A 24,848-nucleotide genomic window follows, 5' to 3' on the forward strand; every position below is an offset into this window, starting at 1 on the left:
GTTTTCTGGATTTACACAAGACTTGTGTTCACCGGAGATCCCTGTGGGAGCTGGCTTGCCAGCGATGGGGCCATTGGCTTAAGCGCTTACTTTAAGGCCGATCAACCCGGTCACGATCAACGCCACACTGGCCAGCCGAATCAACGCCATCGACTCGCCAAACAGCATGATCCCGGCAATCACCGTGCCGACAGCGCCGACTCCGGTCCAGATCGCATAAGCCGTACCCAGCGGCAATTCCTTCATCGCCAGGCCCAGCAGGCCGAGGCTGATGGCCATGGCCGCCACGGTCAGGACGGTGGGGAGCGGGCGGGTGAAGCCGTCGGTGTACTTCAGGCCGACGGCCCAGCCGACTTCGAACAGGCCGGCGAAAAACAGAATGATCCAGGACATGAGAGACCTCCATCGATTGACGGGGCCGTCCCCAGATTGATAACTCGATCGAGCCGCAGGGTCGTCCCCGCGTAGCGCAACAGTCTGCCGAGCATTAATCCGGGGATCAAGTTTCCCGGTCAGTCGGCCGGCTGTTGCGCCAGCGCCTCACGGTCTTGCTTCTCGCTCATGCGCCGGAACCAGGTCGAGAGCAACGCCCCGGAAATGTTGTGCCAGACGCTGAACAACGCGCTCGGTACCGCCGCCAGCGGCGAGAAGTGCGCACTCGCCAGCGCCGCGCCCAACCCCCGAGTTCTGCATGCCGACCTCCAGCGCCAGCGACTTGCGCTGCGCCAGTGGCAGCTTGAACAGACGTCCGGTGAAGTAACCCAGCAGGTAGCCGAAGCTGTTGTGCAGCATCACCACGGCCATGATCAGCAGCCCGGACTCGGCGATCTTCGCCTGGCTGGCGGCCACCACGGCGGTGACGATGATCACGATGCTGACCACCGACACCAGTGGCAACACGTCCACCGCGTGGCGCACCTTGTCGCCGAGCACGCGTTGCGCGACCACGCCGAGCACGATCGGCAGCAACACTACTTGCAGGATTGACCAGAACAACTCCATGAACGACACCGGCAACCACGCCGAAGCCAGCAGCCAGATCAGCGCGGGAGTCAGCAGCGGGGCGAGGAGGGTGGTGACGGCAGCAATCGCCACCGACAGCGCCAGATCGCCGCGGGCCAGCCAGGTCATGACGTTGGAGGAGGTGCCGCTTGGGCAGCAGCCGACCAGAATCACCCCGACGGCGATTTCCGGTGGCAGATGGAAGATCTGGCAGAGCAACCACGCCACACCGGGCATGATCACGAAATGTGCGACCACGCCCAGAGCCACACGCCACGGATGGCGGGCGACGGCAGCAAAGTCGTCAAGTTTGAGGGTCAGACCCATGCCGAACATCACCAGCCCCAGCAGTGGCACGATCGCACCCTTGAGACCGAGAAACCACGCCGGTTGCAGGAATGCGATCACGGCGAAAATCAGAACCCAGTAAGCGAAAGTGTTGCCGACAAAGCGGCTCAGTGCAGCCAGTGCTCGCATGGCGTGTTCCTTATTATGTGAAAGCGTTAGGAAGCTAAGCATACGGTGCCAGCAAAAAGATCGCAGCCTTCGGCAGCTCATACAGGAAAACACATTCCAAATGTAGGAGCTGCCGAAGGCTGCGATCTTTGCTTTTTCAGGCGCCCTCAATAAAGGAGGGCGCCGGAGAGAGGTTTAGATCCCCTGCGGAGTCTCTTCCCCGCCCAACGCTTCCACCAGCGCCGGCAGGAAGTCGCCAAAAGTCAGCATCATCAGGGTGAAGCTGGCGTCCAGTTGGCCCAGGGCCTCGTCGCCACCGTCCTGTTCTGCCTGATCCTGCAGCAGGTCTTCGAACTTCAGGCGTTTGACGGTCATCTTGTCATCGAGCATGAACGACAGCTTGTCTTGCCAGGCCAGCGACAGCTGAGTGACGACTTTGCCGGTGCTCAAGTGCAGCTGAATTTCTTCGCTGGTCAGGTCCTGACGCTTGCAACGCACGATGCCACCGTCTTCGTGGGTGTCGCGCAGCTCGCATTCGTCCAGCACGAAGAAGTCCGGTGCTGCTTGCTGGGTGGTGACCCACTCGGTCATCACCGCGGTCGGCGCGGTTTTCACGGTCAGCGGACGCACGGGCAGGGTGCCGAGCACTTCACGCATTGTGGAGAGCAGGTCTTCGGCGCGTTTCGGGCTGGCCGAGTTCACCAGGATCAGGCCCTGTTTCGGTGCGATGGCAGCGAAGGTCGACGAACGACGGATAAAGGCACGCGGCAGGAACGCCTGGATGATTTCATCCTTGATCTGATCGCGTTCTTTCTTATAGACCTTGCGCATTTGCTCGGCTTCGATCTCTTCGACCTTTTCCTTGACCGCGTCGCGCACGACGCTGCCCGGCAGAATACGTTCTTCCTTACGTGCAGCGATCAGCAGGAAGTCGCCGCTGACGTGCACCAGTGGTGCATCTTCGCCCTTGCCGAACGGCGCGACGAAACCGTAGGTGGTCAACTCCTGGCTTGCACATGGACGCGCCAGTTTGGTGGCCAGTGCAGTTTCCAGCGCCTCGGCATCGACAGGCAGGTCTTGGGTCAGGCGATAGATCAGCAGGTTTTTGAACCACATGGGGTGAGTCTCTCCTTTATACAAAGGGGGGCATTATTGTCTTCGCCGTGGCATAGGCCAACCCTTCTCTAAGCCTTTGGAAGGCCTGAGAAAATTAATTAAAAAAGTGCTTGCCAGAGGTTGGGTCGCTCCGTAGAATGCGCGCCACACCGAAGCGAAGGGTGATTAGCTCAGCTGGGAGAGCGTCTGCCTTACAAGCAGAATGTCGGCGGTTCGATCCCGTCATCACCCACCATTCGTTTCAAGTGTTTAGCGCAGCGGTAGTTCAGTCGGTTAGAATACCGGCCTGTCACGCCGGGGGTCGCGGGTTCGAGTCCCGTCCGCTGCGCCATTTTCGGTCACCTGGACCACTGAACGCCAGGTCACCACGGAAAAACCCGCTGAAGCGGGTTTTTTTTCTGTCTCACGTTTGTACCTTGTTCCATCGGGTTTGTATCGTTTCACCGGTTTTCGGATTTATTTGAAAAAAACTTCAATTAAATCAACACATTACGAAAACTTGTGGCATAATGCGCCCCGTAACGAAGCGAAGGGGTGATTAGCTCAGCTGGGAGAGCGTCTGCCTTACAAGCAGAATGTCGGCGGTTCGATCCCGTCATCACCCACCATTCGTTTCAAGCGTTTCGCGCAGCGGTAGTTCAGTCGGTTAGAATACCGGCCTGTCACGCCGGGGGTCGCGGGTTCGAGTCCCGTCCGCTGCGCCATATTCGGTCACCTGGACCCACTGAACGCCAGGTCACCACAGAAAGCCCGCCGAGTGCGGGCTTTTTGCTGTCTGCGATTTGTGAAATCACTCGATCTCCTCTGTAGGAGCTGCGGCACGCTGCGATTCTTTTGATCTTGCTTTTAGAGATCAAAAGATCGCAGCCTCGTTTCACTCGACAGCTCCTACAGAGGAATTGTGACTATTCGGCATTGCGACTGTGCCGATAATCGCTCACCGCCTCATACACCGCTTTACGCAAGCGATTGATCCCGCCAATCGGCCGATGCGCCTCGATACCAAACCACGGATTGAACGACAGGTTGTCGCATGCCAGATTCAGCGCTGGCGTGTCGAAGTCCTGCGCCGGCAGGGTGATCCGTGCCACTGTTTCGAACGCTGAATCCTGCTCGCGCCACTCGATGCTGGTGTCCTCGATCGGCATGTACTTGTTCGCATCCTGGCGCTGCATCTGCAGCACGAAACACGCCGGTACCCGATCTGTCGACAGTTGTTGGTTCAAGGCGCTGCGCAGGAAATTCGGCAGGTCGTGATTTTGTGCGGGCAGGGTGTAGGTCGGGCAGTTGTCCGGATCCGGCGCAACGCGAAACTTGGCATTGGCCTCGCCAAATTTGTAAGGCGATACCGAAAAGTAGGTGGTCGCGGTCGGGCTGTCCGGCGGCGGTGACAGGGTCGCCAGGGCGATGAGCAGGTGACGGATCTGCCAGGTGCGCGGATCCCAACCGGGGAAAAACGCCATGATTTTTTTGCCGTCAGCCTGGGCTGCCACATTCTGACGGTACTCAGCGACATCGCTGACGAAGAAGTTCGGATGGCTGAACATCACGAAGTCTTGTTCACGGCGCACCGGACGGTCGCCGAGCAGCTGCTTGCCGGGGACCTCGAGCAGCTTGATTGCCATTCCCCGGGCGTCGCGGATGCTGTCGAATTGCGGGTAGGCGTTGCCATTGGACAAGCGAATCAGCGCCTGCCAGGTTTTGCCCGGTTCGCCGAAAACACCCTGGCGCAGCGCTGGCGTCAGTTCTGGCAACACCGTGACCTCGGCTTTTACGCAACCGTGTGCCTTGGCATGCGCATCGCGCAAGTAGCGTGTGCCTTCGCGGTGTTGATCGACGATACGCACGGCGGTCTGGATCACGTCCTGGGTCATGGCCGCTTCACCGGCGGGAATCTGTTCCTGCGCCGACACCGGACCTCTGTGTTGCCAGATGAACCACGCGCTCGCGATCGCCCAGCCCAGCAGGCCGACAATCAGCAGGGCCAGCAGGGTTTTGCCCAGCAGTCGCCCCAGCCACAGCCAGAAGCGGGCGAGAAGGGAGGGTTTTTTGTTACGAGTTGATCATCATGGCAGTTGCGCCTCCAATGGCCCGCCCAATACTTTCAGGTACTCCAGCAAGGCCCAGCGTTCTTCCGGTTGCAGCAGGCGGCCGATAACCCCATTGCCGCGCTCGCCAGCGCGGAACTCGTGGCCGCTGTTGTGGTTGCCGGTGATTCGCGTATCGAACAAAAAGCCGTTGGTGAAGGCTTCGGTGCGATAACCCAGATGGCGCGGGTCATACTCGAACGAACCCTTATAGAAAGTCGTCGCGCGCTCATCCTGCGGCGACAGCAACTGATAAAGGCTTGGCACCGAACCGTTGTGCAGGAACGGCGCGGTGGCCCAGACGCCGGCCAGTGGCCTGGCCTTGTAGGCAACCTTTTCACGCACACCGATCGGCAGGCCGAAGCCGTCGAGTTGTGGCTTTTCCTCAGCGGTGACGCCGGCCTCGCGATAGGCACGGTTCTCGACGAACGCGGTGACGTAGGCCAGGCCCTTGGCCACCGATAGCTGGCTCAGGTCCAGTGGTTCGGTGGGCGTCGGATGCAACTTCACATCCATCTGTTCGAGTTCTTTCGGGTCCCATTGCAGCGGGGTCAGGTCGAAACGGTGAGTGGCAATGTTGGTCGCGGCATTCGGGTCGGTGCCGATCACCTCGACCGGCAACATGTGCAAGTGCTGCACCCAGCGCTCGCCTTCCTGAGTCTTGCGCGGCACGTGGCAACCGGCGCAGTTCTCGGCAAACAGCGTGCGGCCCTTGGCGGCCAGCGGTTTGTCGATGGCGCCCAGGACATCTTCCGGCCAGGCTGGTGGTTGCAGGCGTTGCAGGGTTTCCTCGATTGTGTGCAGATCGCGTACGCGCACACTCGAGGCATAACGCGCATCGCCTTGCAGCGGCTGGCCGTTGCTGTCGAAGAAATTCAGCGTGGCGCCGACGCCCAACGCTTCACCGATGTTGCGCGCCATCGGTTGCTGCGCCGAGCCGTTCCACTGCACCCAGTCGAAGGTCCACATGTCCCACAGTTGCGGGTAGTCGACCGGGGCGTTCGCCACGCGGTAGTTGGCGGGGGGAAATTGCGTCGCCGAAGGTGGCGTTGGCAATGCGGCCGAACGCATCGGTGCGTCCAGGGCCTTCCTCGGTCGGGTAGAGGCCGCGATGGGTATCGTTCCAGGCGACTTTGAGGAAGGTGTTCAGCGATTGCTTGACGTCTTTGCGCAGTTGCTCGCGGCGCGGCTCGTAGTCATCGCCCAGAACATTTCTGGCGAAGCGTTCGAATTTCCACGGGTTGTAGTAAGTCGAGGTCAGACTGGCGGCCAATGCCTGCCCGAAACTGCCACCGCGCAACGTAGGAACGCTGGAAGGCAAAACATGCTGCGCCGACCCGCCGTCGATCCGCACGGCCTGGCCGTTGAAGCGCAGTTCGCCGGTGTGGCAGGCGGCGCAGGTGATATCGAGGTATTGCTCGGTACCGCCGGGGTTCTGATGGCGCGCGAAACCGACCGGCAGATTGCCCGGATTGTTCGGCGTGGCTTTCTGCTGCGGATCAACCAGAAAACCGAAGCGTGCGAGGTATTCCGGGGACGCGAAACGCTGCTGCGAGAAGGGCAGCTCCAGCGCCTGGAACCATTCATAGCGCAGGCCTTTGACCTGCGTCCCTTGCGGGGTGAAATAGTAAGTCTGGCGCTCCTCCTCACTCCACTGTTGCAGGTAATGCACCTGTTGGGCCGGGGTATAGAAGGGGAGTTTCGGGTTGGCGACGTAGTACAGAATGACGGTCAGGACCAGGCCCAGCAGTACCACGATCAGAGTCAGCAAACGGAATAAGAGGCGCAAGATAAACATCCTTGTCGAGTTGTTGCGCTGTTATGCCTCAGCTGTTGCAGGTGCGGCAAGTGGCCATTACGCCAACTGTCGTAGGAAGTCTCGTCAGCCCTTGTCAGGCCCAGATGACAGAAGCTTCATCGTCGCTTTGCCCGAATGCGTTTTAATCCCTGAACTTATCGGACGTTTCCTGCTCTCATGCCGGTAGCCATTGGTCGTGGCGGCCTGATAAGCTCGCGGCTTTACTCGATTGCCCTTTCGGCGCATGAACAAGGAAATAGCATGAAACAGCATCGGTTGGCGGCGGCGGTAGCCCTGGTTAGCCTGGTCCTCGCGGGTTGTGATTCGCAGACCAGCGTAGAGCTGAAAACCCCGGCGCAAAAAGCTTCCTACGGTATCGGCCTGAACATGGGCAAGAGCCTTGCTCAGGAAGGCATGGATGATCTGGACTCCAAAGCGGTAGCCCAGGGCATCGAAGATGCCGTCGGCAAGAAAGAACAGAAGCTGAAAGACGAAGAACTGGTCGAAGCTTTCGCCGCGCTGCAAAAGCGTGCCGAAGAGCGTATGGCCAAGATGAGCGAAGAGTCGGCAGCCGCCGGCAAGAAATTCCTCGAAGAAAACGGCAAGAAGCCTGGCGTTACCACCACCGCTTCCGGTCTGCAGTACGAAGTGGTCAAGAAAGCCGACGGCCCGCAGCCCAAGCCGACCGACGTAGTGACTGTTCACTACACCGGCAAGCTGACCAACGGCACCGTGTTCGACAGCTCCGTTGAACGTGGCAGCCCGATCGATCTGCCGGTCAGCGGCGTGATCCCGGGTTGGGTTGAAGGTCTGCAACTGATGCACGTTGGCGAGAAGTACAAACTGTACATCCCTAGCGATCTGGCTTACGGCGCGCAATCGCCAAGCCCGGCAATCCCGGCCAACTCGGTTCTGGTCTTCGACCTGGAACTGCTGGCCATCAAGGATCCAGCCAAAGAAGACGCCGCTGCCAAGTAACAGGCTTCGGTAACGGCTTCGCCAACAACGCCTCGCTTATGCGGGGCGTTGTTGCATCTGAAGGATGGCGCAGGTAAACAGAGCGAACGGATGCCGCTGACAGCAGTCCTAGAGATTGAGGCCACCGTGGGTAGACGTCCTGAGCCGCCAAGTCAATGAAATATTGGGTTTTTTTATGTGAGTAAAAAACGCCCGATCTGAGCGAAGCCCTTATGAAACGGGGCTCTCAGCGCTGAAATGCAGCTCTGTTCACAAGGTTATCCACAATTTGTGTGGATAACATTTCAACGGGAGAAATAGATGAAAGCGCCGTGGAATTTCGCCCGGTTTCTGCCTCTGGCGGGACGCCTGCTGGCCCGTGGCCGGCTGCCGACTCTGCTGTTCGCCGTGGCGAGCAAGGGCGCTGCGCAAGGTAATCGCCTGGGCAAGCTCAAGGATGATCTGCGCTTGCTCCAGGCCTTGTGTCTGGCTTACTGGCGCGGCGAGTACCGGGCGATCAGTCCGAAAGCCATCGTTTCGGTGGTGGCAGGGTTGATGTATTTCCTCAGCCCGGTGGACGCGATCCCGGATTTCATCCCCGTCTTCGGCATGCTCGATGACATTGCTGTTCTCGCCTGGCTGATGAAAACCCTCGACGACGAACTCGCTGCCTTCCGGCTCTGGCGCAATCGACAACAGCCGGAAAAACTCGCAGTGGTCGAACGTTTGCCCGATACCCCCGAGCAACTTCAACTGCAGGGCCCGAAAAAAACCTGATTCACCTCGCCTGCAGGCAGATTGATACCCCCCCGCGACCTTGGCCGCTGTTAGGATTACACTTCTAGGGAAAAGTGCCGACTCGCTAAGTGTTGTTGTCCTACGGGGTAGTCATGGATATTCAGATAATTGCACGCGATGGCGAACCCGAATACGCGGTTCTGCCATGGGGCCAGTATCAGGCTCTACTGAAAGCAGCAGGCATCAACGACATACCGCAGCAGCAGGCGCCAGCGCCGGCCGCCGCAGCGCCAGACCCGATTCTTCCAGGTCTGGATCAACTACGCAGTTTGCGCGAAGGGAAGGGCATCGCCATCGAGGCGCTGGCCCGCACGGTAGGCATCAGCCCGTCTTATCTGGCCATGATCGAAAGCGGCGAGCGTCAACCTGACGCCGCGATTCGCCGCAGCCTGGCCTGGGAACTGACGGTGCCGGGTTGGAGGGATGAATCGTGAGCGTACGCATCAGTCGTCAACATTGGGACGGATTGCTGGGGGAGCTGGATCAGGCGCGCAGGCAGCGCCATCTGTTGACCTATCGAGCCTTGCTCGAACGTTTGCAACTGCCGACGCCGGCGATGCAGACGCTGACCGCGGCACTTGAGCATCTGGCCGCACTCGACGCCAAGGCCGAGCAGCCATTGCGCAGTTCGCTGGTGATCAGCCAAGGGGCCAGTCGTTTGCCACGAACCGGTTTTTTTGAATGCGTTGAACGTCTGGGACGTTTCTCCGGGCCATCCGATGGCGTTGCGGCTGCCTCTTGGCATGCGTCGGAAGTGGTCAGGGTCTTCGAATACGAGTACCCGGAATCGGCGGAGGCCTGAGTGTTCTTTCGACTCAAGGCGTCAGCCAGTTACTGGTTGGCCCGCAGGCTGTTTCACTGGTCGTGGTTCGTCCGCCAGCCCAGAGGCTGGCGCTGGCTCGAAGGGCAGTTTGCGCGCATGGCCAATCTGGGCGATGTCGGTGCGCAAAGCTTTTATGGGCACATTCTGACGTTTCGCGGTGTTGGCCTGGGCGCCCGCGAAGAAGGTGTGCGGCTGTTGCGTCTGGCGGCGCTCGCCGGCGATGGCAAAGCGGCTTATCAGGTCGGCGTGATCAGCCTGGCCGGTACTCCGGGCAAAGCGCCGGATCCGACAGAAGCGGCGCGCTGGTGGACGCTGGCCGCCAAGGCCGGCCACCCGTTGGCCGAGCTCAAACTCCAAGAGTTGAGCGCTCGGGATTAAACCCAGTAAATCATTTTGTATCGTCCGATAAACGTGGCGTGAGGGAAACCTCACGCCACGTTTGCGTTTATCGCCATACGTTTTTGTAGTAATCAGTCCTTTGCAGATTTGTCCTACAGCAAAAGCCTACTCGCCTGACTTCTTTCCTGATTGATCCCCCGCAAAGTCCCCGCGCCTAATTTTTGCGCGAGGGAACGTTCATGTTTGACCCGGTTTTTCATTCCACCCCGCATCGTTGCGTGCGCTGATGGAAGCCGTCAGCCGTATCGAGCAGGAACTCGACAGCTTTCCCGACACCCTCAGCCTCTATCGCCAGCAGCTTGAACACTGGTTCAGCAGCGCGGTGGATCAGGTCAGCCACGCGGCGGATCTGCCGTCGCTGATGGGCATGGAGCGGATCATCCGTTTCGGTGATCGCATCACCGCTGTCAGCACAGGAGACAGTGAGTTTGCCTCCGGCGTCGTGCAGTGCCCGAAAAGCGGGGTGCTGACGATCGAGAGCAAATTCGAGTCGGTGTACGACATTCCGCTGGGCGACATCGTGGTCGATGTGGTGGCGGTGGATGATGGCCAAATATTCCCCGTCCGACTTGATGCGCAAGGCCGGGGAACATTCACCGGGACGCCCGGCAAGTTCTATCGCGTGCAGGTGCACAGCGACGTTACCTCGGAGCAGATCGAGGCGCTGTTCAAGTCCTACGACGGTTTGACCGGCAATCTGGAGGGCTGGCTGCGCAGCGAGTGGCAGGGGTTCAAGCCGCAGTGGTCGCAGTCGGTGGCGACAGCGGCAGGCAACGGCATGCTCGCCGGGAGCTGGGCGGCGATCGAGGGGGTGTGGGACAGCCTCGGCATGCTGTCGGAAATTCTGCAGGATCCAGGAGCGTTTGCCGATCGCCTTGGAAGCGGCGCGGCCGATCTGATCCGCCTCGCAGAATCAGCTCCGGATGTCATGCAAAAACTGCAGTTGCTGGTCAGCGATGAGGCGGCGCTGTGTTTGCTGCTGCGCAGTGCGAGTCTCTGGCTGGAGATGCTGCCGCCCAGCCAGATCGCCGGCAAAACCGCTGAAACGGCGTCGATGATGATCGTGCAGGTGCTGCTCGATGTGCTGATCGGCGTTGTGTTGACATTCGTCGGGGCTTGTGCGGGGATCGCTTATCTGACGCTACGTCTGGCGGATCGCGCCGCCCAGCTGCTCACGGTTGTGAAACGTCTGGTCAAGGCGCTGTTCGGCATCGTCAACACGTTCATCCATTACGTCGACCAGTACAAAACCGTCGCCGCGCGAGGCATTGCCGCCGGCGTTAAAAAGGGCCGCATGCAGTTGCGCTGGGATGCGAAGCGCAATGCCGCCCTGAAGAAAAACGAGCATCACGACGACGCGCCGGAACAAGCGAAAAACCCCAACGGCGACAGCGCCGATTGCGCGCCGCTGACCTGCACCAACGGCTGCCCGGTGTCGATGGTCACCGGCGAAGAACTGCTGACCCTGACCGATGGCACGCTCGATGGCTTGCTGCCGTTCGAGTTCACCCGGTTGTACCGCACCAGCGCGGTGGAGATCAATGTCGGACTGGGGTTTGGCTGGAGCCATTCGCTGGCGCATCGGCTGGAGTTCGATGGCGAGGCGGTGGTCTGGGTCGATCACGAGAACCGGCGCACGCGGTTCCCATTGCCCAGTGTTGAACGGCCGCAGATCCACAACAGCCTGTCACGGGCGGCGATTTTTCTCGGCGATGAGCCGGAGGAACTGATCCTCGCGCTGGCGGGGGAGGCGGCGCGGTTTTATCACTTTCGTGCCGGGCGACTGACGGCGGTCAGTGATGGGTATGGCAATCGTCTGACGGTGCATCGCGATCATTCCGAGCGTCTGCAGCGCCTGGATAACGGGGCCGGGCGCTCGCTGCTGTTGCGCTACGACCGGGCGCATCTGGTGGCAGTTGATTACCAGGTGTTTGAGGCGGGTGGCTGGCGCACCGAGCAAACGCTGGTCAGTTATTGCTACGACGCCCGTCAGCGATTGTTGGCCGCGACCAATGCCGTCGGGGACAGCGAGCGTTACGACTACGACGATCAGCACGTCATCCTGCAGCGGCAACTGAGCGGCGGCGCGAGCTTTTTTCTGGGAGTGGGATCGTTCCGGCAAAGCCGCGCGTTGCGTGCGCCATTGGGCCTCGTTCGCGCAGATGAATACGCGGTATGTCTGGGACGACAGCGACCGCGTCACGGTGCATTACGTTGATGGCACCGAAGAAATCTACGTCCACGATGACAGCGCACGGCTGGTGCGCAAGGTCGAGGCCGATGGCGGTGAGCATCTCAAGGCGTATGACGCTGCGGGCCGGTTGATCGCCGAGCAGGATCCGCTGGGTGCGGTCACCGAATACCGCTACGACGCCGTCGGACGGCTGATCGCGCTGCTTCCGCCGGACGATGAGCCAACGTCCTACGAGTATCGCAACGGTTTCCTGCACAGCCGTTCTCGTGGTGACGCGGTCTGGACGTATCGGCGCAACGCCGAAGGGGATGTCACCGAGGCGGTCGATCCGGACGGCCAGGTCACCCATTACTACTACGACACGCGCGGGCAGTTGCTGTCGATCCGCTATCCGGACAGCAGCCGGCACAAGTTGTCGTGGAATGACCTCGGCCAACTGATCGAGGAAACCCTGCCTGACGGCGGTGTACGGCGTTTTTCCTACGATGCGCTGGGGCGACGGACGACCACTTGCGACGAACACGGTGCCGTCACTCGCCAGCAGTGGGATGCCATTGGCCGACTGGTTCAGACGACGTTACCTACAGGCGCCACCCGCGCCTACAGCTACGGCGCGTACGGCCAGGTCACGGCCGAGCGCGACGAGCTCGGGCGCATCACCCGTTACGAGTATGACGACGACCTGCATCTGGTCTCGCGCAGGATCAATCCCGACGGCACGCGGGTGCAGTATCGCTACGACCATGCGCAACTGCTGCTGACGGAAATCGAGAACGAATCCGGCGAAAAGTACCGACTGGACTACACGCCTACCGGATTGATCCGACAGGAAACCGGCTTCGACGGCCGGCGCACCGCATACGCCTACGACCGTAACGGGCACCTGCTGGAGAAGACCGAGTTCGGCGACGACGGCTCGACGCTGGTCACTGCCTACGCGCGTGATGCGGCCGGGCGTCTGCTGCTGAAAACCCTGCCCGACGGAGTTCAGGTCGAGTATCGCTATGACCGCCTGGGCCGGTTGATCGGCGTCGATGACGGCCAGCAACATCCACTGGCCTTTGAATACGACCTGCAGGACCGGCTGATCACCGAGCATCAGGGCTGGGGCACCTTGCGTTATGCCTATGACGCCTGCGGCCAGCTCAAGCGCCAGCGTCTGCCGGACAACAGCACGCTCGACTATCACTACGCCAAGGGCGGCGCGCTGACCGCCATTGACCTTAATGGCACGCGGCTGACCAGCCACGTCTATCAATCGGGTCGTGAACAACAACGCCAGCAAGGCCTGCTGCTCAGCGAATACGCCTACGACGACCAGGGCCGTTTGCTGGCCCACGCTGTAGGTCATCAGCACGCTTCGCTGTATCGCCGCGATTATGCCTACAGCGCCAACGGCAATCTGGAACACATTGCCGACAGCCGTCACGGTCAGCGCACCTACGGCTACGACGCCCTCGACCGCTTGATCCGCGTACGTCATTCGCGCGACGAACTGCCGGAAGCCTTCGCCCACGACCCGGCCGGCAACCTGCTGATGCAGGACCGTCCCGGCCCCACCCGGATCAAGGGCAACCGCCTGCTGATCCAGGGCGACCGGCATTACGACTATGACGCCTTCGGCAACCTGATCCGCGAGCGTCGCGGCCGCGATCAACTGCTGATCACCGAATACCGCTACGACTGCCAGCACCGCCTGATCGGCCTGACCCGCCCGGACGGCCAAACCGCGACCTACCAATATGACGCTTTTGGTCGACGCATCCGCAAGACCGTCGACGGCCACAGCACCGAGTTCTTCTGGCAAGGCGACCATCTCGTCGCCGAAAGCAGCAAGGTCCAATACCGCAGCTACGTCTACGAACCCGGCACCTTCCGCCCGCTGGCGCTGCTCGACGGTAAAGGCCCGAAACGCGCCTGCCCGTTCTACTACCAGCTCGACCACCTCGGCACCCCGCAGGAACTGACCGATTACAGCGGCGAAATCGTCTGGTCGGCGCAATACGACGCCTACGGCAAAGTCGCAGCCATCACCCTCGCCGGCGAGGACTACCTCGACCAGCCGCTGCGCTTTCAGGGGCAGTATTTCGACGCGGAGAGTGGGCTGCATTACAACCGGCATCGGTATTACGACCCGAGGTTGGGACGGTATCTGACGCCGGATCCCATCAAGTTGGCAGGTGGGTTGAATCAGTACCGGTATGTGCCGAATCCGACGGGGTGGGTGGATCCGTTGGGGTTGGCTTGCAATCCGTGTCCGGGGGCAATACAAGCTGAAGGGCCTTACAGCGAGATAGTTCCAGGTGGGGGCTTGGCTGCGCATGAGGCTCAGGGCGGACATCTAATAATCAAACATATTGGTAGAACAGATGCGCAGTTAGCCCAAAGATTAATGGCGGAGCCACATATTCCAGCAGCTTCTACATTTTCCAACCGCGCCGGAGCTGAGGCCGCTGTTTCAGAAGCTTTGAGGGTGAATGCGCAAAAGGTGCAAGATTTTTTAAATAGCACAAAGGGAAAGACAACTATCACCCACGATCTCAACCAGCCGGTGGGAGTGAGCTTGCTGAATGGCGCCACACATCCTCGGTCGGCACTAAAACTCCTGCTAGTTCTGAAAAAAGACCCTACACTCCCTTTGGGATATTTTTTGCTGACCGGATTTCCAGAACTATGAATCAAGAATTTCCCGAGCTTCACGACTTTTTTGGGGCCTACTTTCATCAAGATTGGCTAATAGAGTACGACACCCCCGATAAAGTTATTGCTGACTTCTTACAAACCTCAGATCCGGAAATAATACTTTTGGTTTGTGAAGAGTTGCAGTCTTTGCTGAGTCAAGATAAAGATGAGGTGACGATAAGAGATTACTTGTTGAGAGATCTCAGTTGCTACTACTGCTATTGGAATAAGTGGACTTCCGGTCAAGAATGGTTAAGCCACGTGCTGGCTATGCTGCAAAGTGGAAAAAATTAGAGTGAGTTGCTTTTTTAAGTTCTGGAGTTGATCTGAATAATTTTTTTCAGATTTGGAAAAGTGGTTATGTCGTCTGTGGAATCATCGTTGACCAATCAGTTGCGGCAGTTGAAGGTCGGCAGCACTGAGACTATCAATCACATGCACGCTATACCCCGGAACATTCTTCGCATGATGCTTCGCCTGCGAAGCCATTTCCGCGAGTTGGCTGGCATCCAGTTCTGCGCAGGCCTCGGGTTGCAGGTGGACGACGCCGATCGATAACGAGAGCAGCGGAAACTCCTGCCGCACACCCTGGCGATTCGGCGCGATGAAGCAGCCAGCTTCAAGGTGCTCCGGGCGATAGAAACGACGGCATTGGCTCTGGAAGTCGTCGAGCAGTTGATTGAGGCGTTTGCGCCAGTCTTCCGGGCCGAGCACCAGCAGGAAGTCGTCGCCGCCGATGTGGCCGACGAAGTCGCGGGACGGGTCGACGCGTTCGTTCAGGCATTGCGCCAGGCACAGCAGGACTTCGTCGCCACGGCCGTAGCCGTAGATGTCGTTGAAGGGTTTGAAGCTGTCGATGTCGACGTAGCAGATGATCGACTCGCGGCCCTGTTGCAGCAGGCGGGTCAGGCATTGCTGGATCGGCACGTTGCCGGGCAGCAGGGTCAACGGGTTGGCGTAGCGCGCCTGCTGGATTTTCAGTTCGGTGATCAGTTTGAGCACGTCGATCACCCGACCGAGGCCGAGATAGCCGCCATTGAGGGTGATGATGAAATCTTCTTCGATGCGCTGTCGGGCGCGGCTGGTGATCAGGCGGCTGACCTGTTGCAGCGACTGGCTCATTTCCACGGCGAGGAAGTCGTCGTTCATCAGGCGGCTGATCGGTTTGCGCGCGAACAGGTCGGTGGCGAACGGTTTCAGCAGTGCGTCGGACAGCGAATGGCGATGGACGATGCCGCATGGCTGGCCCTGTTCGTCGAGCACTGCCAGTGAATTCAGATTGGCTTGGCGGCGGAAGGCCTCCAGCACCGTGGCAGTCGGCGTGTCGCGATGCACCGCCGGTTGGTCGTTGAGCAGGGCGCTGAGGTCGCTGCCTTCGTCATTCAACGCCACGGCGCTGCTGTCGTGTTTCGGCATCAAGGCCCGGGCATCGCGAGATGGATGTTCCTGTGGGCGACCGAGCAGGTAGCCCTGCACCAGATCGACACCCATTTCGGTCAGCACCGCCAATTCTTCCGGCAACTCGATCCCCTCGGCGATCACCTGCGCGCGCGAGGCCTTGGCGATTTGCAGGATCGAGCCGACGAACTCTCGTTTCAACGCGTCCTGATGAATGCCGTCGATAAAGTGCCGGTCGATCTTCACGTAATCCGGGCGCAGTTCTGACCACAGACGCAGGCTCGAATAGCCGGCGCCCAAGTCATCCAGCGCAATCGAAAAGCCCATCGCCCGATAGTGATGCAGCGCGGTTTGCAGCAACTGGAAATCGTCGATCGGCGTCTGTTCGGTGAGTTCGATGACCACTTGGCTCGGCGGAATGCCGAAGTCCTGCAGCAGTTGCAGGGTTCGTCCCGGTTGGTGCGCGGCTTCGAGCAGGGACTCCGGCGAGACGTTGAGGAACAGCTTGCCCGGCAGTTGCTGCTCGTTGAAACGACGGCAGGCCGACTGGCGGCAGGCGATTTCCAGTTCACTCAAGCGGCCAGCCTGACGCGCCACGGCGAACAGCGCGATAGGCGAGTGTAGCGGGCTGTTGGACGGGCCTCGGGTAAGGGCTTCGTAGCCGAGAATGCGACGCTCGGAGAGACAGATGATCGGCTGGAACAGGCTGTGCAAACCGCTTTGAGTCAGGATCGAGCTCAAGGCACTCAGCTGTTCGGTCGTGGTCATGGCAATCTCTGGCGATAAAAAAAGGACTGGGAGCGCTCTTGTTTTAGAGGCGCTCCCAGTCCTTTATTTCACGACAGAATGATGACTGTTTGATGACGCTCCGGGGAGCGTCACCACTAAATTGCCATCATCTTACTTCTTGGCCACCTGATTGCTCAGCTTCAGGTAATCCAGCAGCACGCGCCCGGTTTCGCTCAGGTAGGCGTCGTCTTCTGGTTTGACCTTGTCCGGCTCGGCTGCAGCCAGCGCGTCTTCATCTTCTTTCTTCAGCTCTTTGAGCGGCTCTTCGCCTTTGGCTTTGCGACGGATGTTTTCCATCGCCAGTTGCTTGGCATCGATGTCCGCGTGCTGGGCACGACGATCGGCTTCGTTGAGGCTGACGGTTTTTTCTTCCATCAGCTTCTGCGCCAGGGCCAGCTTGTCGCGGATGAACACGAACTCGGCGTCTTTGGCGCTGCGTGCGTCGTGCTCGGACTTGAGCTGCGCGAGGAATGGTTTGAACGGATCGGAGGCCGGCCTGATCGCCGCCTTGATGGTGTCCCACGGCATGGCTTCCGGCAGGGCACTTTCGCCGATTTCCTTGGTGTCGATGATCGACGGGTAGTCGATGTCCGGCAGCACGCCCTGATGCTGGGTACTCTGCCCGGACACCCGGTAGAACTTGGCCAGCGTCAGTTTCAGTTCGCCATGGTTCAGCGGCTGAATGGTCTGTACGGTGCCTTTGCCGAAGGTCTGGCCACCGATGATCAGTGCGCGATGGTAGTCCTGCATGGCGCCGGCAAAAATCTCCGAAGCCGAAGCGGACAGGCGGTTGACCAGCAGTGCCATCGGGCCTTTGTAGAACGCGCCCGGGTTTTCATCTTCGAGGACATCGACGCGGCCATCGGCATTACGCACGAGGACGGTCGGGCCCTTGTCGATGAACAGGCTGGTCAGTTCGGTGGCTTCCTGCAGGGAGCCGCCGCCGTTGTTGCGCAGGTCGATGACCACGCCGTCGACTTTCTCTTTCTGAAGTTCGGTCAGCAGTTTCTTGACGTCACGGGTGGTGCTCTTGTAATCCGGATCACCGGCACGGAACGCCTTGAAGTCGAGGTAGAAGGCCGGGATCTCAATGACGCCGAGCTTGTAGTCCTTGCCGTCCTGTTTCAGGTTCAGCACGGACTTTTTCACCGCCTGGTCTTCAAGCTTCACCGCTTCGCGAGTGATCGGCACGATCTTGCTGGTCTGGTCGTTCGGCGCATTGCTCGCCGGAATCACTTCCAGGCGCACCACGGTGCCTTTCGGGCCGCGGATCAGCTTGACCACTTCGTCCAGACGCCAGCCCACCACGTCGACCATCTCTTTGTTGCCCTGGGCAACGCCGATGATCTTGTCGGCCGGTGCGACCTGTTTGGTCTTGTCGGCCGGCCCTGCCGGCACCAGACGCACGACTTTCACTTGATCGTTGTCGCTCTGCAACACGGCGCCGATGCCCTCCAGGGACAGGCTCATGTTGATGTCGAAGTTCTCCGCGTTATCCGGCGACAGATAATTGGTGTGCGGGTCGTAGGACATGGCGAAGGTGTTGATGTACGCCTGGAAGATGTCTTCCGCGCGGGTCTGATCGAGGCGCGCCAACTGATTCTTGTAGCGCTTGGTCAGGGTTTCCTGGATCTGCTTGGAATCCTTGCCGGCAATCTTCTGCCGCAGCACTTCGTCCTTGACGCGTTTGCGCCACAGGTCGTCGAGTTCAGCGGTGGATTTGAGCCAAGGGGCGTCCTTGCGATCGATCAGCAAGGTCTCCTTGGTGGTGAAGTCCATCTTGTCGACGCCCTTGTTCAGCTCCGCAATGGCGAAGTCCAGACGCGCCTTGACGCGGTCCAGATAGCGCTTGTAGATGGTGAACCCGGCGTTGAGGTCGCCGCTTTTGAGGAAGTCGTCGAACTGGGTCTTCCACTTGTCGAATTCGGCGATGTCGCTGGCCATGAAATAGCTGCGCGACGGGTCCAGCAGCTTGATGTAGCTGTCGTAGATGATCACCGAGCGCGCATCGTCGAGCGGCGGCTTGCTGTAGTGGTGACGCTTGAGCAACTCGACGACGTTGAGACTGGCGATCACTTCGTCGCGATCAGGCTGCAAGTTGTCCCAGCTGTTGGCTGCGAAGGTTTTGCCCGACATCGGCAACAAGCCGATACCGATGAAAAGAGCGAGGGCGGTGCTGGGGAGCAAATGCTTCATGCTGATTCGACGCGGGGACAATTGATAACGCATATTAGGCCGTCTTTGAAGTCGCCGGTTCTACGAGAGCCGGTCGCATAATGCAAAAAGCCCGGCGCTACAGCTTCGGGCTCAGTCCAGACTCACTATGGAGGCACTGTGAAGGCATTGCAAGGCGTTGAAGGTCAAGTGGCATGGGTTGAAGAGCCGAGTCCGGCATGTGATGTAGGACAAGTGCGCATTCGTGTGGCGGCAGCCGGCCTCAATCGCGCCGATTTATTACAGAAAGCCGGGCTTTATCCACCGCCGCCCGGTGCCAGTCAGGTGCTCGGTCTTGAGTGCTCCGGGGTGATCAGCGAAGTCGGCGCCGGCTCGTCGTGGCAGGTCGGCGACCGGGTCTGCGCGTTGCTGGCCGGGGGCGGAATGGCCGAAGAGGTGGTCGTCGACGGACGGCACGTGCTGCCGGTGCCCGAAGGTGTTTCGTTGATCGAGGCCGCGGCATTACCCGAGGTTTATGCAACGGTCTGGCTCAACGTGTTTCAACTGGCGGCGTTGAAACCGGGCGAGAAGGTTCTGCTGCATGCTGGCGCGAGTGGAATTGGTTCAGCCGCCATTCAGCTGTGCAAGGCGTTCGGCAATCCCTGTTGGGTCAGCGTTGGCTCGCCCGAGCGTCTGGCCTACTGTGAAGCGCTGGGCGCCCAGGGCGGGGTGGTGCGCAGCGATGACCTGGAGAGTCTGCGCGACTTCGGTCCGTTTGACGTGATCCTCGATCCGGTCGGCGGCAATTACGCGGCGCTGAACCTCAAGTTGACGGCGCTGGATGGACGCTGGGTGCTGATTGGTCTGATGGGCGGACGTGAGGCGAAACTGGACCTGGCACAGGTACTGGCCAAACGTGTGCAGTTGCTCGGTTCGACGTTGCGCAGTCGCGATGATCAGTTCAAGGCCGACCTGTTCAGCGACTTGAGCCAGCATGTATGGCCGCTGTTTGCCGAAGGACGGTTGAGTCCGCAACTGGCGAAAACCTTTCCGGTGAAAGACGCCGAGGCGGCGTTTGCCGAGCTGGCGAGCAATACGGTTTCGGGGAAAGTGGTGCTGGTGATTGACGACAGTCTGAGCTGATTGGAAGGGCAAGATCAAAAGATCGCAGCCTGCGGCAGCTCCTACAGGGGATCGACGGTAAATCTGGCGGACTGGTTGAAAAATGATCAGCGCGCTGTACGTCATGCTCGCTGTGGGCTGTAGTCCCTTTCGCTCAGGTTATCCACAGGCCGTTCCACAGCCATTGTGGGTAACGCAGCACAGCTCAGTGACAACCGTGTGACGTCCAGACCCGTTGCGCGCTGTGATGCAGGATGCCGTGGCGGCGGGCGAGGGCGTGGCGATCCTTGCTGTAGCCACCGCCGATCACGCCAACCACCGGGATGTCGCGGCCCAGGCAATGGCGCATCACGCTTTCATCGCGGGCGGCGACGCCTTCGTCTGTCAGTTGCAGATAACCGAGGGCGTCGTCCTTGTGCACATCGACCCCGGCGTCGTACAGCACCAGGTCCGGTTGATACAGCGGCAGCAGGTAGTTGAGCGTGTCATCCACCACCTTCAGGTAGTCGCCATCGCCCATGCCTTTGGGCAGCGGAATGTCCCAATCGCTTTCGGCCTTGCGGGCAGGAAAATTCTTTTCACAGTGCAGGGAAACGGTGATCGCCTCCGGCGTGTCGTGGAGGATGCGTGCGGTGCCATCACCCTGATGCACGTCGCAATCAAAAATCAGCACCCGGTTCACCCGGCCGCTTTGCAGCAGGTAATGGCTGATGATCGCCAGGTCATTGAAAATGCAGAAGCCGGCCGGGTAATCGTAGTGGGCGTGATGGGTGCCGCCGGCGAGGTGACAGGCCAGACCATGCTCCAGGGCTTTCTCTGCCGCCAGAATCGAACCGCCGACCGCCCGCACCGTACGCCGCGCCAGCGCTTCGTTCCAGGGCAAGCCAAGGCGCCGCTGGTCTTCGCGGGACAACTCGCCGCTCATGTAGCGTTCGATATAGCGACGGTCATGGGCCAGAGCGAGGATGTCGTTGGGGCAGATCTCCGGGCGCAGCAGGTCGGCGTCGCGGGTCAGGCCGCTGTCGACCAGGTGGTCGCGCAGCAAACGGAACTTGTCCATCGGAAAGCGGTGATCCGCCGGAAACTCGGGACTGTAGTCTTCGTGGTAGATCAACGGCAGTGGCATGGCGACTTCATGTAGGAACGATGGAAAGAGTGAACGATCCTACCAGCGATGTAGACTTGCGGCATGGAAACGGAGGGGCATGATGGAGCCGATACTGCAACTGGAAAGTGCGCGATTGCTGATGCGCCAATGGCAGGACGAGGATTTGCCGGCATTTGCGGCGATGTGTGCCGATCCGCAGGTCATGCGTTACTTTCCACAGCCCTTGAGCCGTCTGGAAAGTGCGTCGCTCATTGGTCGGGTGCGCGGCCATTTTGCCGAACACGGCTTCGGATTATGGGCGCTGGAGCGCAAGGACAGCGGCGAATTCATCGGTTTCACCGGCCTGGGTGTGGTCGGTTTCGATGCCCCGTTCACGCCAGCGGTGGAAATCGGCTGGCGCCTGGCCCGCGGAGCATTGGGGGCTGGGCTATGCCAGCGAAGCGGCATGGACCGCTCTGCGTTGCGGCTTTGACCGGTTGTCGCTGAAGGAAATCGTGTCCTTCACCGCCCAGAGCAATCTGCCCTCGGAGAAAGTCATGCAAGCGATTGGCATGCAGCACGATCCGGCCGATGATTTCGATCACCCCAAACTTGCCGTCGATCACCCGTTGCGCCGGCATGTGTTGTACCGGATTACCAGGGAGCAATGGCTGCAAACCCTGCATGGCTAAGCCGACACGGACGTTTACAATGGCGCGACAATGGCTCGCGCCAGAACCTGAATGGGCCGCGGCAGCCAAGACTGCGCGGCATAGCGTTGTGTGAGGAGAGTCTGAATGAGCCAAGTGTTGGAAGATCTGGTCGACCTGCTGACCCTGGAGCCGATCGAGGAAAACCTGTTCCGTGGCCGCAGCCAGGACCTGGGTTTCCGTCAGTTGTTCGGTGGGCAGGTGCTCGGCCAGTCGCTGTCGGCGGCCAGTCAGACGGTTGAAGAGGCGCGCCATGTGCATTCGATGCACGGTTATTTCCTGCGCCCGGGCGACGCCAAATTGCCAGTCGTGTACTCGGTGGATCGCGTGCGTGATGGCGGCAGCTTCAGCACCCGGCGGGTCACCGCGATCCAGAAGGGCCACCCGATTTTTACCTGCAGCGCGTCGTTTCAGTACGACGAAGCAGGCTTCGAGCACCAGAGCCAGATGCCGGTGGTGGTCGGTCCGGAAAACCTGCCGTCGGAGCTGGAACTGACCCAGCAACGCGCGCACCTGATTCCCGAGCACATGCGCGAAAAGTTGCTCTGCCCGAAACCGATCGAAGTGCGCCCGGTCACTGAAAAAGACCCGTACAACCCGCAGCCGGCCGATCCGGTGAAATACGTGTGGTTCCGTGCTGATGGCGCGCTGGCGGATATTCCGGCGCTGCACAAATACCTGCTGGCCTACGCCTCGGACTTCGGTCTGCTGACCACTTCGATGCTGCCCCACGGCAAGTCGGTCTGGCAGAAAGACATGCAGGTCGCCAGCCTCGATCACGCACTGTGGTTCCACAATGATCTGCGCGCCGACGACTGGCTGCTCTACGCGATGGACAGCCCGTGGGCCGGTAATTCCCGTGGGTTCTCCCGTGGCAGCGTGTACAACCGCGCCGGGCAACTGGTGGCGTCGGTGACCCAGGAAGGCCTGATTCGTCACCGCAAGGACTGGGCATGAGCCTGAGCGATGTGAAGCACTGGGTGTTCGACATGGACGGCACGCTGACGATCGCCGTGCATGACTTTGCGGCGATCCGCGTGGCGCTGGCGATTCCGCCCGAGGACGACATTCTCACCCACCTCGCGGCGCTGCCGGCCGACGAAGCGGCGGCGAAACATGCCTGGCTGCTGGAGCATGAGCGCGATCTGGCGCTGGGTTCGAAACCGGCTGCCGGTGCGGTGGAGTTGGTGCGCGATCTGCACGGGCGTGGCTATCGCCTGGGCATCCTGACGCGCAACGCGCGGGAGCTGGCGCATGTGACGCTCGAAGCGATTGGCCTGGCCGACTGTTTCGCTGTGGAAGATGTGCTGGGCCGCGATGAAGCACCGCCCAAGCCACATCCCGGCGGGTTGCTGAAACTGGCCGAGGCCTGGAACGTGCCGGCGCGCGAGATGGTGATGGTCGGGGATTACCGCTTTGATCTGGATTGCGGGCGAGCGGCCGGGGCGCGGACGGTGCTGGTGAATCTGCCGGACAACCCGTGGCCGGAGCTGACGGACTGGCATGCGCAGGATTGTGTCGAGTTGCGGCGTATGCTTCTGGCCTGAGTTCTTTAGCGCCTGAAAGGGCCCCATCGCGGGCAAGCCCGCTCCCACATTTGATATTGCCCGGTATCAAAATTGGGTTCGACGCCAGAATCCTCAGGCGTCGAAAGGTCTATCAGGCTTGCGTCAGTGCGGCGGCGGCGCGTTCGAAGCGGTCGAGGCCGGCGTCGATATCGGCGTCTTCCACCACCAGGCTCGGGGCAAAACGAATCACGTCCGGGCCGGCCTGCAGAATCATCAGGCCTTCTTTTTCAGCGGCGTTGAAGATGTCCTTGGCCTTGCCTTTCCAGGCATCACTCAGCACGCAACCGATCAACAGACCGAGGCCACGCACCTGAGTGAACAGGCCGTACTTCTCGCCGATCTGCTGCAGGCGGGTCTTGAATTTGTCGTGCTTGGCGTTGACGCCGTTCAGCACCTCAGGGGTGTTGATCACGTCGATCACCGCTTCGGCTACCGAACACGCCAGCGGGTTGCCGCCGTAAGTGGTGCCGTGGGTGCCGACCACCAGATGCTTGGCCAGCGCTTCGGTGGTCAGCATCGCGGCGATCGGGAAACCGCCGCCCAGGCTCTTGGCGCTGGTCAGGATGTCCGGGGTCACGCCGTAATGCTGGTAGGCGAACAGGTGGCCGGTACGGCCCATGCCGGTCTGCACTTCGTCGAACACCAGCAGCGCGTTGTGCGCGTCGCACAGTTCACGGGCACCTTGCAGATAAGCCAGTTCCGCCGGCAGTACACCGCCCTCGCCCTGGATCGGTTCGAGCACGACCGCACAGGTCTTGTCGGACACCGCCGCTTTCAGCGCGGCCAGATCGTTGTAAGGGACGTGGGTGATGCCGGTGATTTTCGGACCGAAACCGTCGGAGTACTTCGACTGGCCACCGACGTTGACGGTGAACAGGGTACGGCCGTGGAAGCTGTTGAGCGCAGCGATGATCTCGTACTTCTCGCTGCCGAAACGGTCGAACGCCACGCGACGGGCCAGCTTGAAGGCGGCCTCGTTGGCTTCGGCGCCGGAGTTGCAGAAGAACACGCGCTCGGCGAACGTGGCGTCGATCAGCTTGTGCGCCAGGCGCAGGGCCGGCTCGTTGGTGAACACGTTGGACACGTGCCACAGCTTGTTCGCCTGTTCGGTCAGCGCACCGACCAGCGCCGGATGCGCATGGCCCAATACGTTAACGGCAATCCCGCCGGCGAAGTCGATCAGCTCGCGGCCGCTCTGGTCCCAGACGCGGGAACCGGCGCCACGCACCGGAATAAAAGCGGCAGGCGCGTAGTTGGGAACCATTACCTGGTCGAAATCGGCGCGTTCTACCGCAGCGTGCTCAACGGACATCGGAGTCTCCTGAAGAGGAACACCCGCCTGAAACTGGCGAGCGATGGGGGGATTGTAAGGACAGTTTTCAGCCCGGCCTTGTCGCCAAGCGACAACTTCTTATAGCGCAAACCCCGGATTTTCCCGGGTTTACGGCAATGCGACATATAGCGTCGCAAAGGCGCAGTTTAACTGGCCGCAGCCGTTTGCGGCAGCTTGCTGATTTGTACCCGAGAACGAATTGGCGAGTGCGGTATATATGTACCGCACATCACCCTGAAGAGCCGTTTTTACCGGGCGGACTTTTCCAGCCCAGGCGACCGCCCACGCGCCGAAACAACCGGGCAACCCGATACACCCACGAAGGCGAGATGAAAGAGGCCAGGGTCGACGCAGCGAAACACTCGGCCCGCCCCT

16 protein-coding genes, 4 tRNA genes and 4 pseudogenes are annotated in these 24,848 nt (G+C 60.3%); 15 read left to right on the forward strand and 9 right to left on the reverse strand.

Annotated elements, in window-relative coordinates:
* Positions 1–78 precede the first annotated feature (78 nt).
* From sugE to rdgC, 3 genes and pseudogenes are all read right to left on the reverse strand, one after another.
* Positions 79–393 (reverse strand): quaternary ammonium compound efflux SMR transporter SugE, encoded by a 315-nt coding sequence (gene sugE, locus HT737_RS23975; RefSeq protein ID WP_182404141.1) that lies wholly within the window; start codon positions 391–393, stop codon positions 79–81.
* Positions 394–512: 119 nt separating this feature from the next.
* A pseudogene (locus tag HT737_RS23980) lies at positions 513–1,479 on the reverse strand (bile acid:sodium symporter family protein).
* Positions 1,480–1,653: 174 nt separating this feature from the next.
* On the reverse strand, positions 1,654–2,574 hold the full coding sequence (gene rdgC, locus HT737_RS23985) for a recombination-associated protein RdgC (protein WP_003223096.1): 921 nt from the start codon (positions 2,572–2,574) through the stop codon (positions 1,654–1,656).
* 159 nt (positions 2,575–2,733) lie between these two features.
* Between rdgC and HT737_RS23990 the strand changes: the two genes are divergently transcribed.
* The 4 genes from HT737_RS23990 (at position 2,734) to HT737_RS24005 (ending at position 3,278) form a co-directional block, all read left to right on the forward strand.
* Positions 2,734–2,809: transfer RNA gene (locus HT737_RS23990), tRNA-Val, on the forward strand.
* A gap of 19 nt (positions 2,810–2,828) precedes the next feature.
* Positions 2,829–2,905, forward strand: a tRNA-Asp gene (locus HT737_RS23995).
* Positions 2,906–3,106: 201 nt separating this feature from the next.
* A tRNA-Val gene (locus HT737_RS24000) sits at positions 3,107–3,182 on the forward strand.
* Between the two features lie 19 nt (positions 3,183–3,201).
* Positions 3,202–3,278, forward strand: a tRNA-Asp gene (locus HT737_RS24005).
* Positions 3,279–3,479: 201 nt separating this feature from the next.
* Here the strand turns inward: HT737_RS24005 and HT737_RS24010 are convergent.
* Both HT737_RS24010 and HT737_RS32425 read right to left on the reverse strand, forming a co-directional pair.
* Positions 3,480–4,595, reverse strand: coding sequence for a catalase family protein (locus HT737_RS24010; RefSeq protein WP_182404146.1), 1,116 nt, complete (start codon positions 4,593–4,595; stop codon positions 3,480–3,482).
* Between the two features lie 45 nt (positions 4,596–4,640).
* Positions 4,641–6,450: pseudogene (locus tag HT737_RS32425) on the reverse strand (di-heme-cytochrome C peroxidase).
* A 270-nt stretch (positions 6,451–6,720) separates the two neighbouring features.
* Here HT737_RS32425 and HT737_RS24020 point away from each other — a divergent pair.
* From HT737_RS24020 to HT737_RS24050, 7 genes and pseudogenes are all read left to right on the forward strand, one after another.
* Positions 6,721–7,437, forward strand: a complete 717-nt coding sequence (locus HT737_RS24020) for an FKBP-type peptidyl-prolyl cis-trans isomerase (RefSeq protein ID WP_007966725.1) — start codon at positions 6,721–6,723, stop codon at positions 7,435–7,437.
* 300 nt (positions 7,438–7,737) lie between these two features.
* Positions 7,738–8,193, forward strand: a complete 456-nt coding sequence (locus tag HT737_RS24025; RefSeq protein WP_041071886.1) for a YkvA family protein — start codon at positions 7,738–7,740, stop codon at positions 8,191–8,193.
* 113 nt (positions 8,194–8,306) lie between these two features.
* The gene (locus HT737_RS24030) at positions 8,307–8,648 is read left to right on the forward strand and encodes a helix-turn-helix domain-containing protein (protein WP_041071888.1); all 342 of its coding nucleotides are present in this window, start codon (positions 8,307–8,309) and stop codon (positions 8,646–8,648) included.
* A complete protein-coding gene (locus HT737_RS24035) occupies positions 8,645–9,016 on the forward strand; it encodes a hypothetical protein (RefSeq protein ID WP_003223109.1) in 372 nt (123 codons plus the stop codon). The genes HT737_RS24030 and HT737_RS24035 overlap by 4 nt, the downstream gene beginning before the upstream one ends.
* Positions 9,017–9,415: an SEL1-like repeat protein gene (locus HT737_RS24040; protein ID WP_182404142.1), complete on the forward strand. Its 399-nt coding sequence runs from the start codon at positions 9,017–9,019 to the stop codon at positions 9,413–9,415.
* Between the two features lie 247 nt (positions 9,416–9,662).
* Positions 9,663–14,307 (forward strand): annotated as a pseudogene (locus HT737_RS24045) (RHS repeat-associated core domain-containing protein).
* Entirely contained in the window at positions 14,304–14,606 is a 303-nt protein-coding gene (locus HT737_RS24050; RefSeq protein ID WP_121184442.1) for a contact-dependent growth inhibition system immunity protein, read from the forward strand. Before HT737_RS24045 ends, HT737_RS24050 begins: the two are co-directional and overlap by 4 nt.
* A gap of 81 nt (positions 14,607–14,687) precedes the next feature.
* On the opposite strand, the gene HT737_RS24055 is transcribed toward HT737_RS24050, so the two are convergent.
* Both HT737_RS24055 and HT737_RS24060 read right to left on the reverse strand, forming a co-directional pair.
* Complete coding sequence (locus HT737_RS24055; protein ID WP_131670029.1) at positions 14,688–16,478, reverse strand: bifunctional diguanylate cyclase/phosphodiesterase; 1,791 nt, start codon at positions 16,476–16,478, stop codon at positions 14,688–14,690.
* A 132-nt stretch (positions 16,479–16,610) separates the two neighbouring features.
* The gene (locus tag HT737_RS24060) at positions 16,611–18,695 is read right to left on the reverse strand and encodes a carboxy terminal-processing peptidase (protein WP_182404143.1); all 2,085 of its coding nucleotides are present in this window, start codon (positions 18,693–18,695) and stop codon (positions 16,611–16,613) included.
* Positions 18,696–18,833: 138 nt separating this feature from the next.
* Here HT737_RS24060 and HT737_RS24065 point away from each other — a divergent pair, with 138 nt between their 5' ends.
* On the forward strand, positions 18,834–19,796 hold the full coding sequence (locus HT737_RS24065) for a zinc-binding dehydrogenase (protein ID WP_121184446.1): 963 nt from the start codon (positions 18,834–18,836) through the stop codon (positions 19,794–19,796).
* A gap of 184 nt (positions 19,797–19,980) precedes the next feature.
* Here HT737_RS24065 and HT737_RS24070 read toward each other — a convergent pair whose 3' ends face one another.
* Positions 19,981–20,901 carry a histone deacetylase gene (locus HT737_RS24070; protein ID WP_047296732.1) on the reverse strand — a complete coding sequence of 307 codons (921 nt, stop codon included), beginning with the start codon at positions 20,899–20,901 and terminating at the stop codon, positions 19,981–19,983.
* Between the two features lie 82 nt (positions 20,902–20,983).
* Between HT737_RS24070 and HT737_RS24075 the strand changes: the two are divergent.
* The 3 genes and pseudogenes from HT737_RS24075 to HT737_RS24085 all read left to right on the forward strand — a co-directional run bounded on the left by HT737_RS24075 (position 20,984) and on the right by HT737_RS24085 (position 23,119).
* Positions 20,984–21,554, forward strand: a pseudogene (locus HT737_RS24075) (GNAT family N-acetyltransferase).
* A gap of 105 nt (positions 21,555–21,659) precedes the next feature.
* Positions 21,660–22,529: an acyl-CoA thioesterase II gene (gene tesB, locus HT737_RS24080; protein WP_003228466.1), complete on the forward strand. Its 870-nt coding sequence runs from the start codon at positions 21,660–21,662 to the stop codon at positions 22,527–22,529.
* Complete coding sequence (locus tag HT737_RS24085; protein ID WP_108183877.1) at positions 22,526–23,119, forward strand: HAD family hydrolase; 594 nt, start codon at positions 22,526–22,528, stop codon at positions 23,117–23,119. The genes tesB and HT737_RS24085 overlap by 4 nt, the downstream gene beginning before the upstream one ends.
* 112 nt (positions 23,120–23,231) lie before the next feature.
* On the opposite strand, the gene HT737_RS24090 is transcribed toward HT737_RS24085, so the two are convergent.
* Complete coding sequence (locus HT737_RS24090) at positions 23,232–24,452, reverse strand: aspartate aminotransferase family protein (RefSeq protein ID WP_047295848.1); 1,221 nt, start codon at positions 24,450–24,452, stop codon at positions 23,232–23,234.
* Positions 24,453–24,848 lie beyond the last annotated feature (396 nt).

Origin of the sequence: Pseudomonas sp. MD195_PC81_125, from assembly GCF_014060985.1 — a bacterium.
GTDB lineage: Bacteria > Pseudomonadota > Gammaproteobacteria > Pseudomonadales > Pseudomonadaceae > Aquipseudomonas > Aquipseudomonas parakoreensis.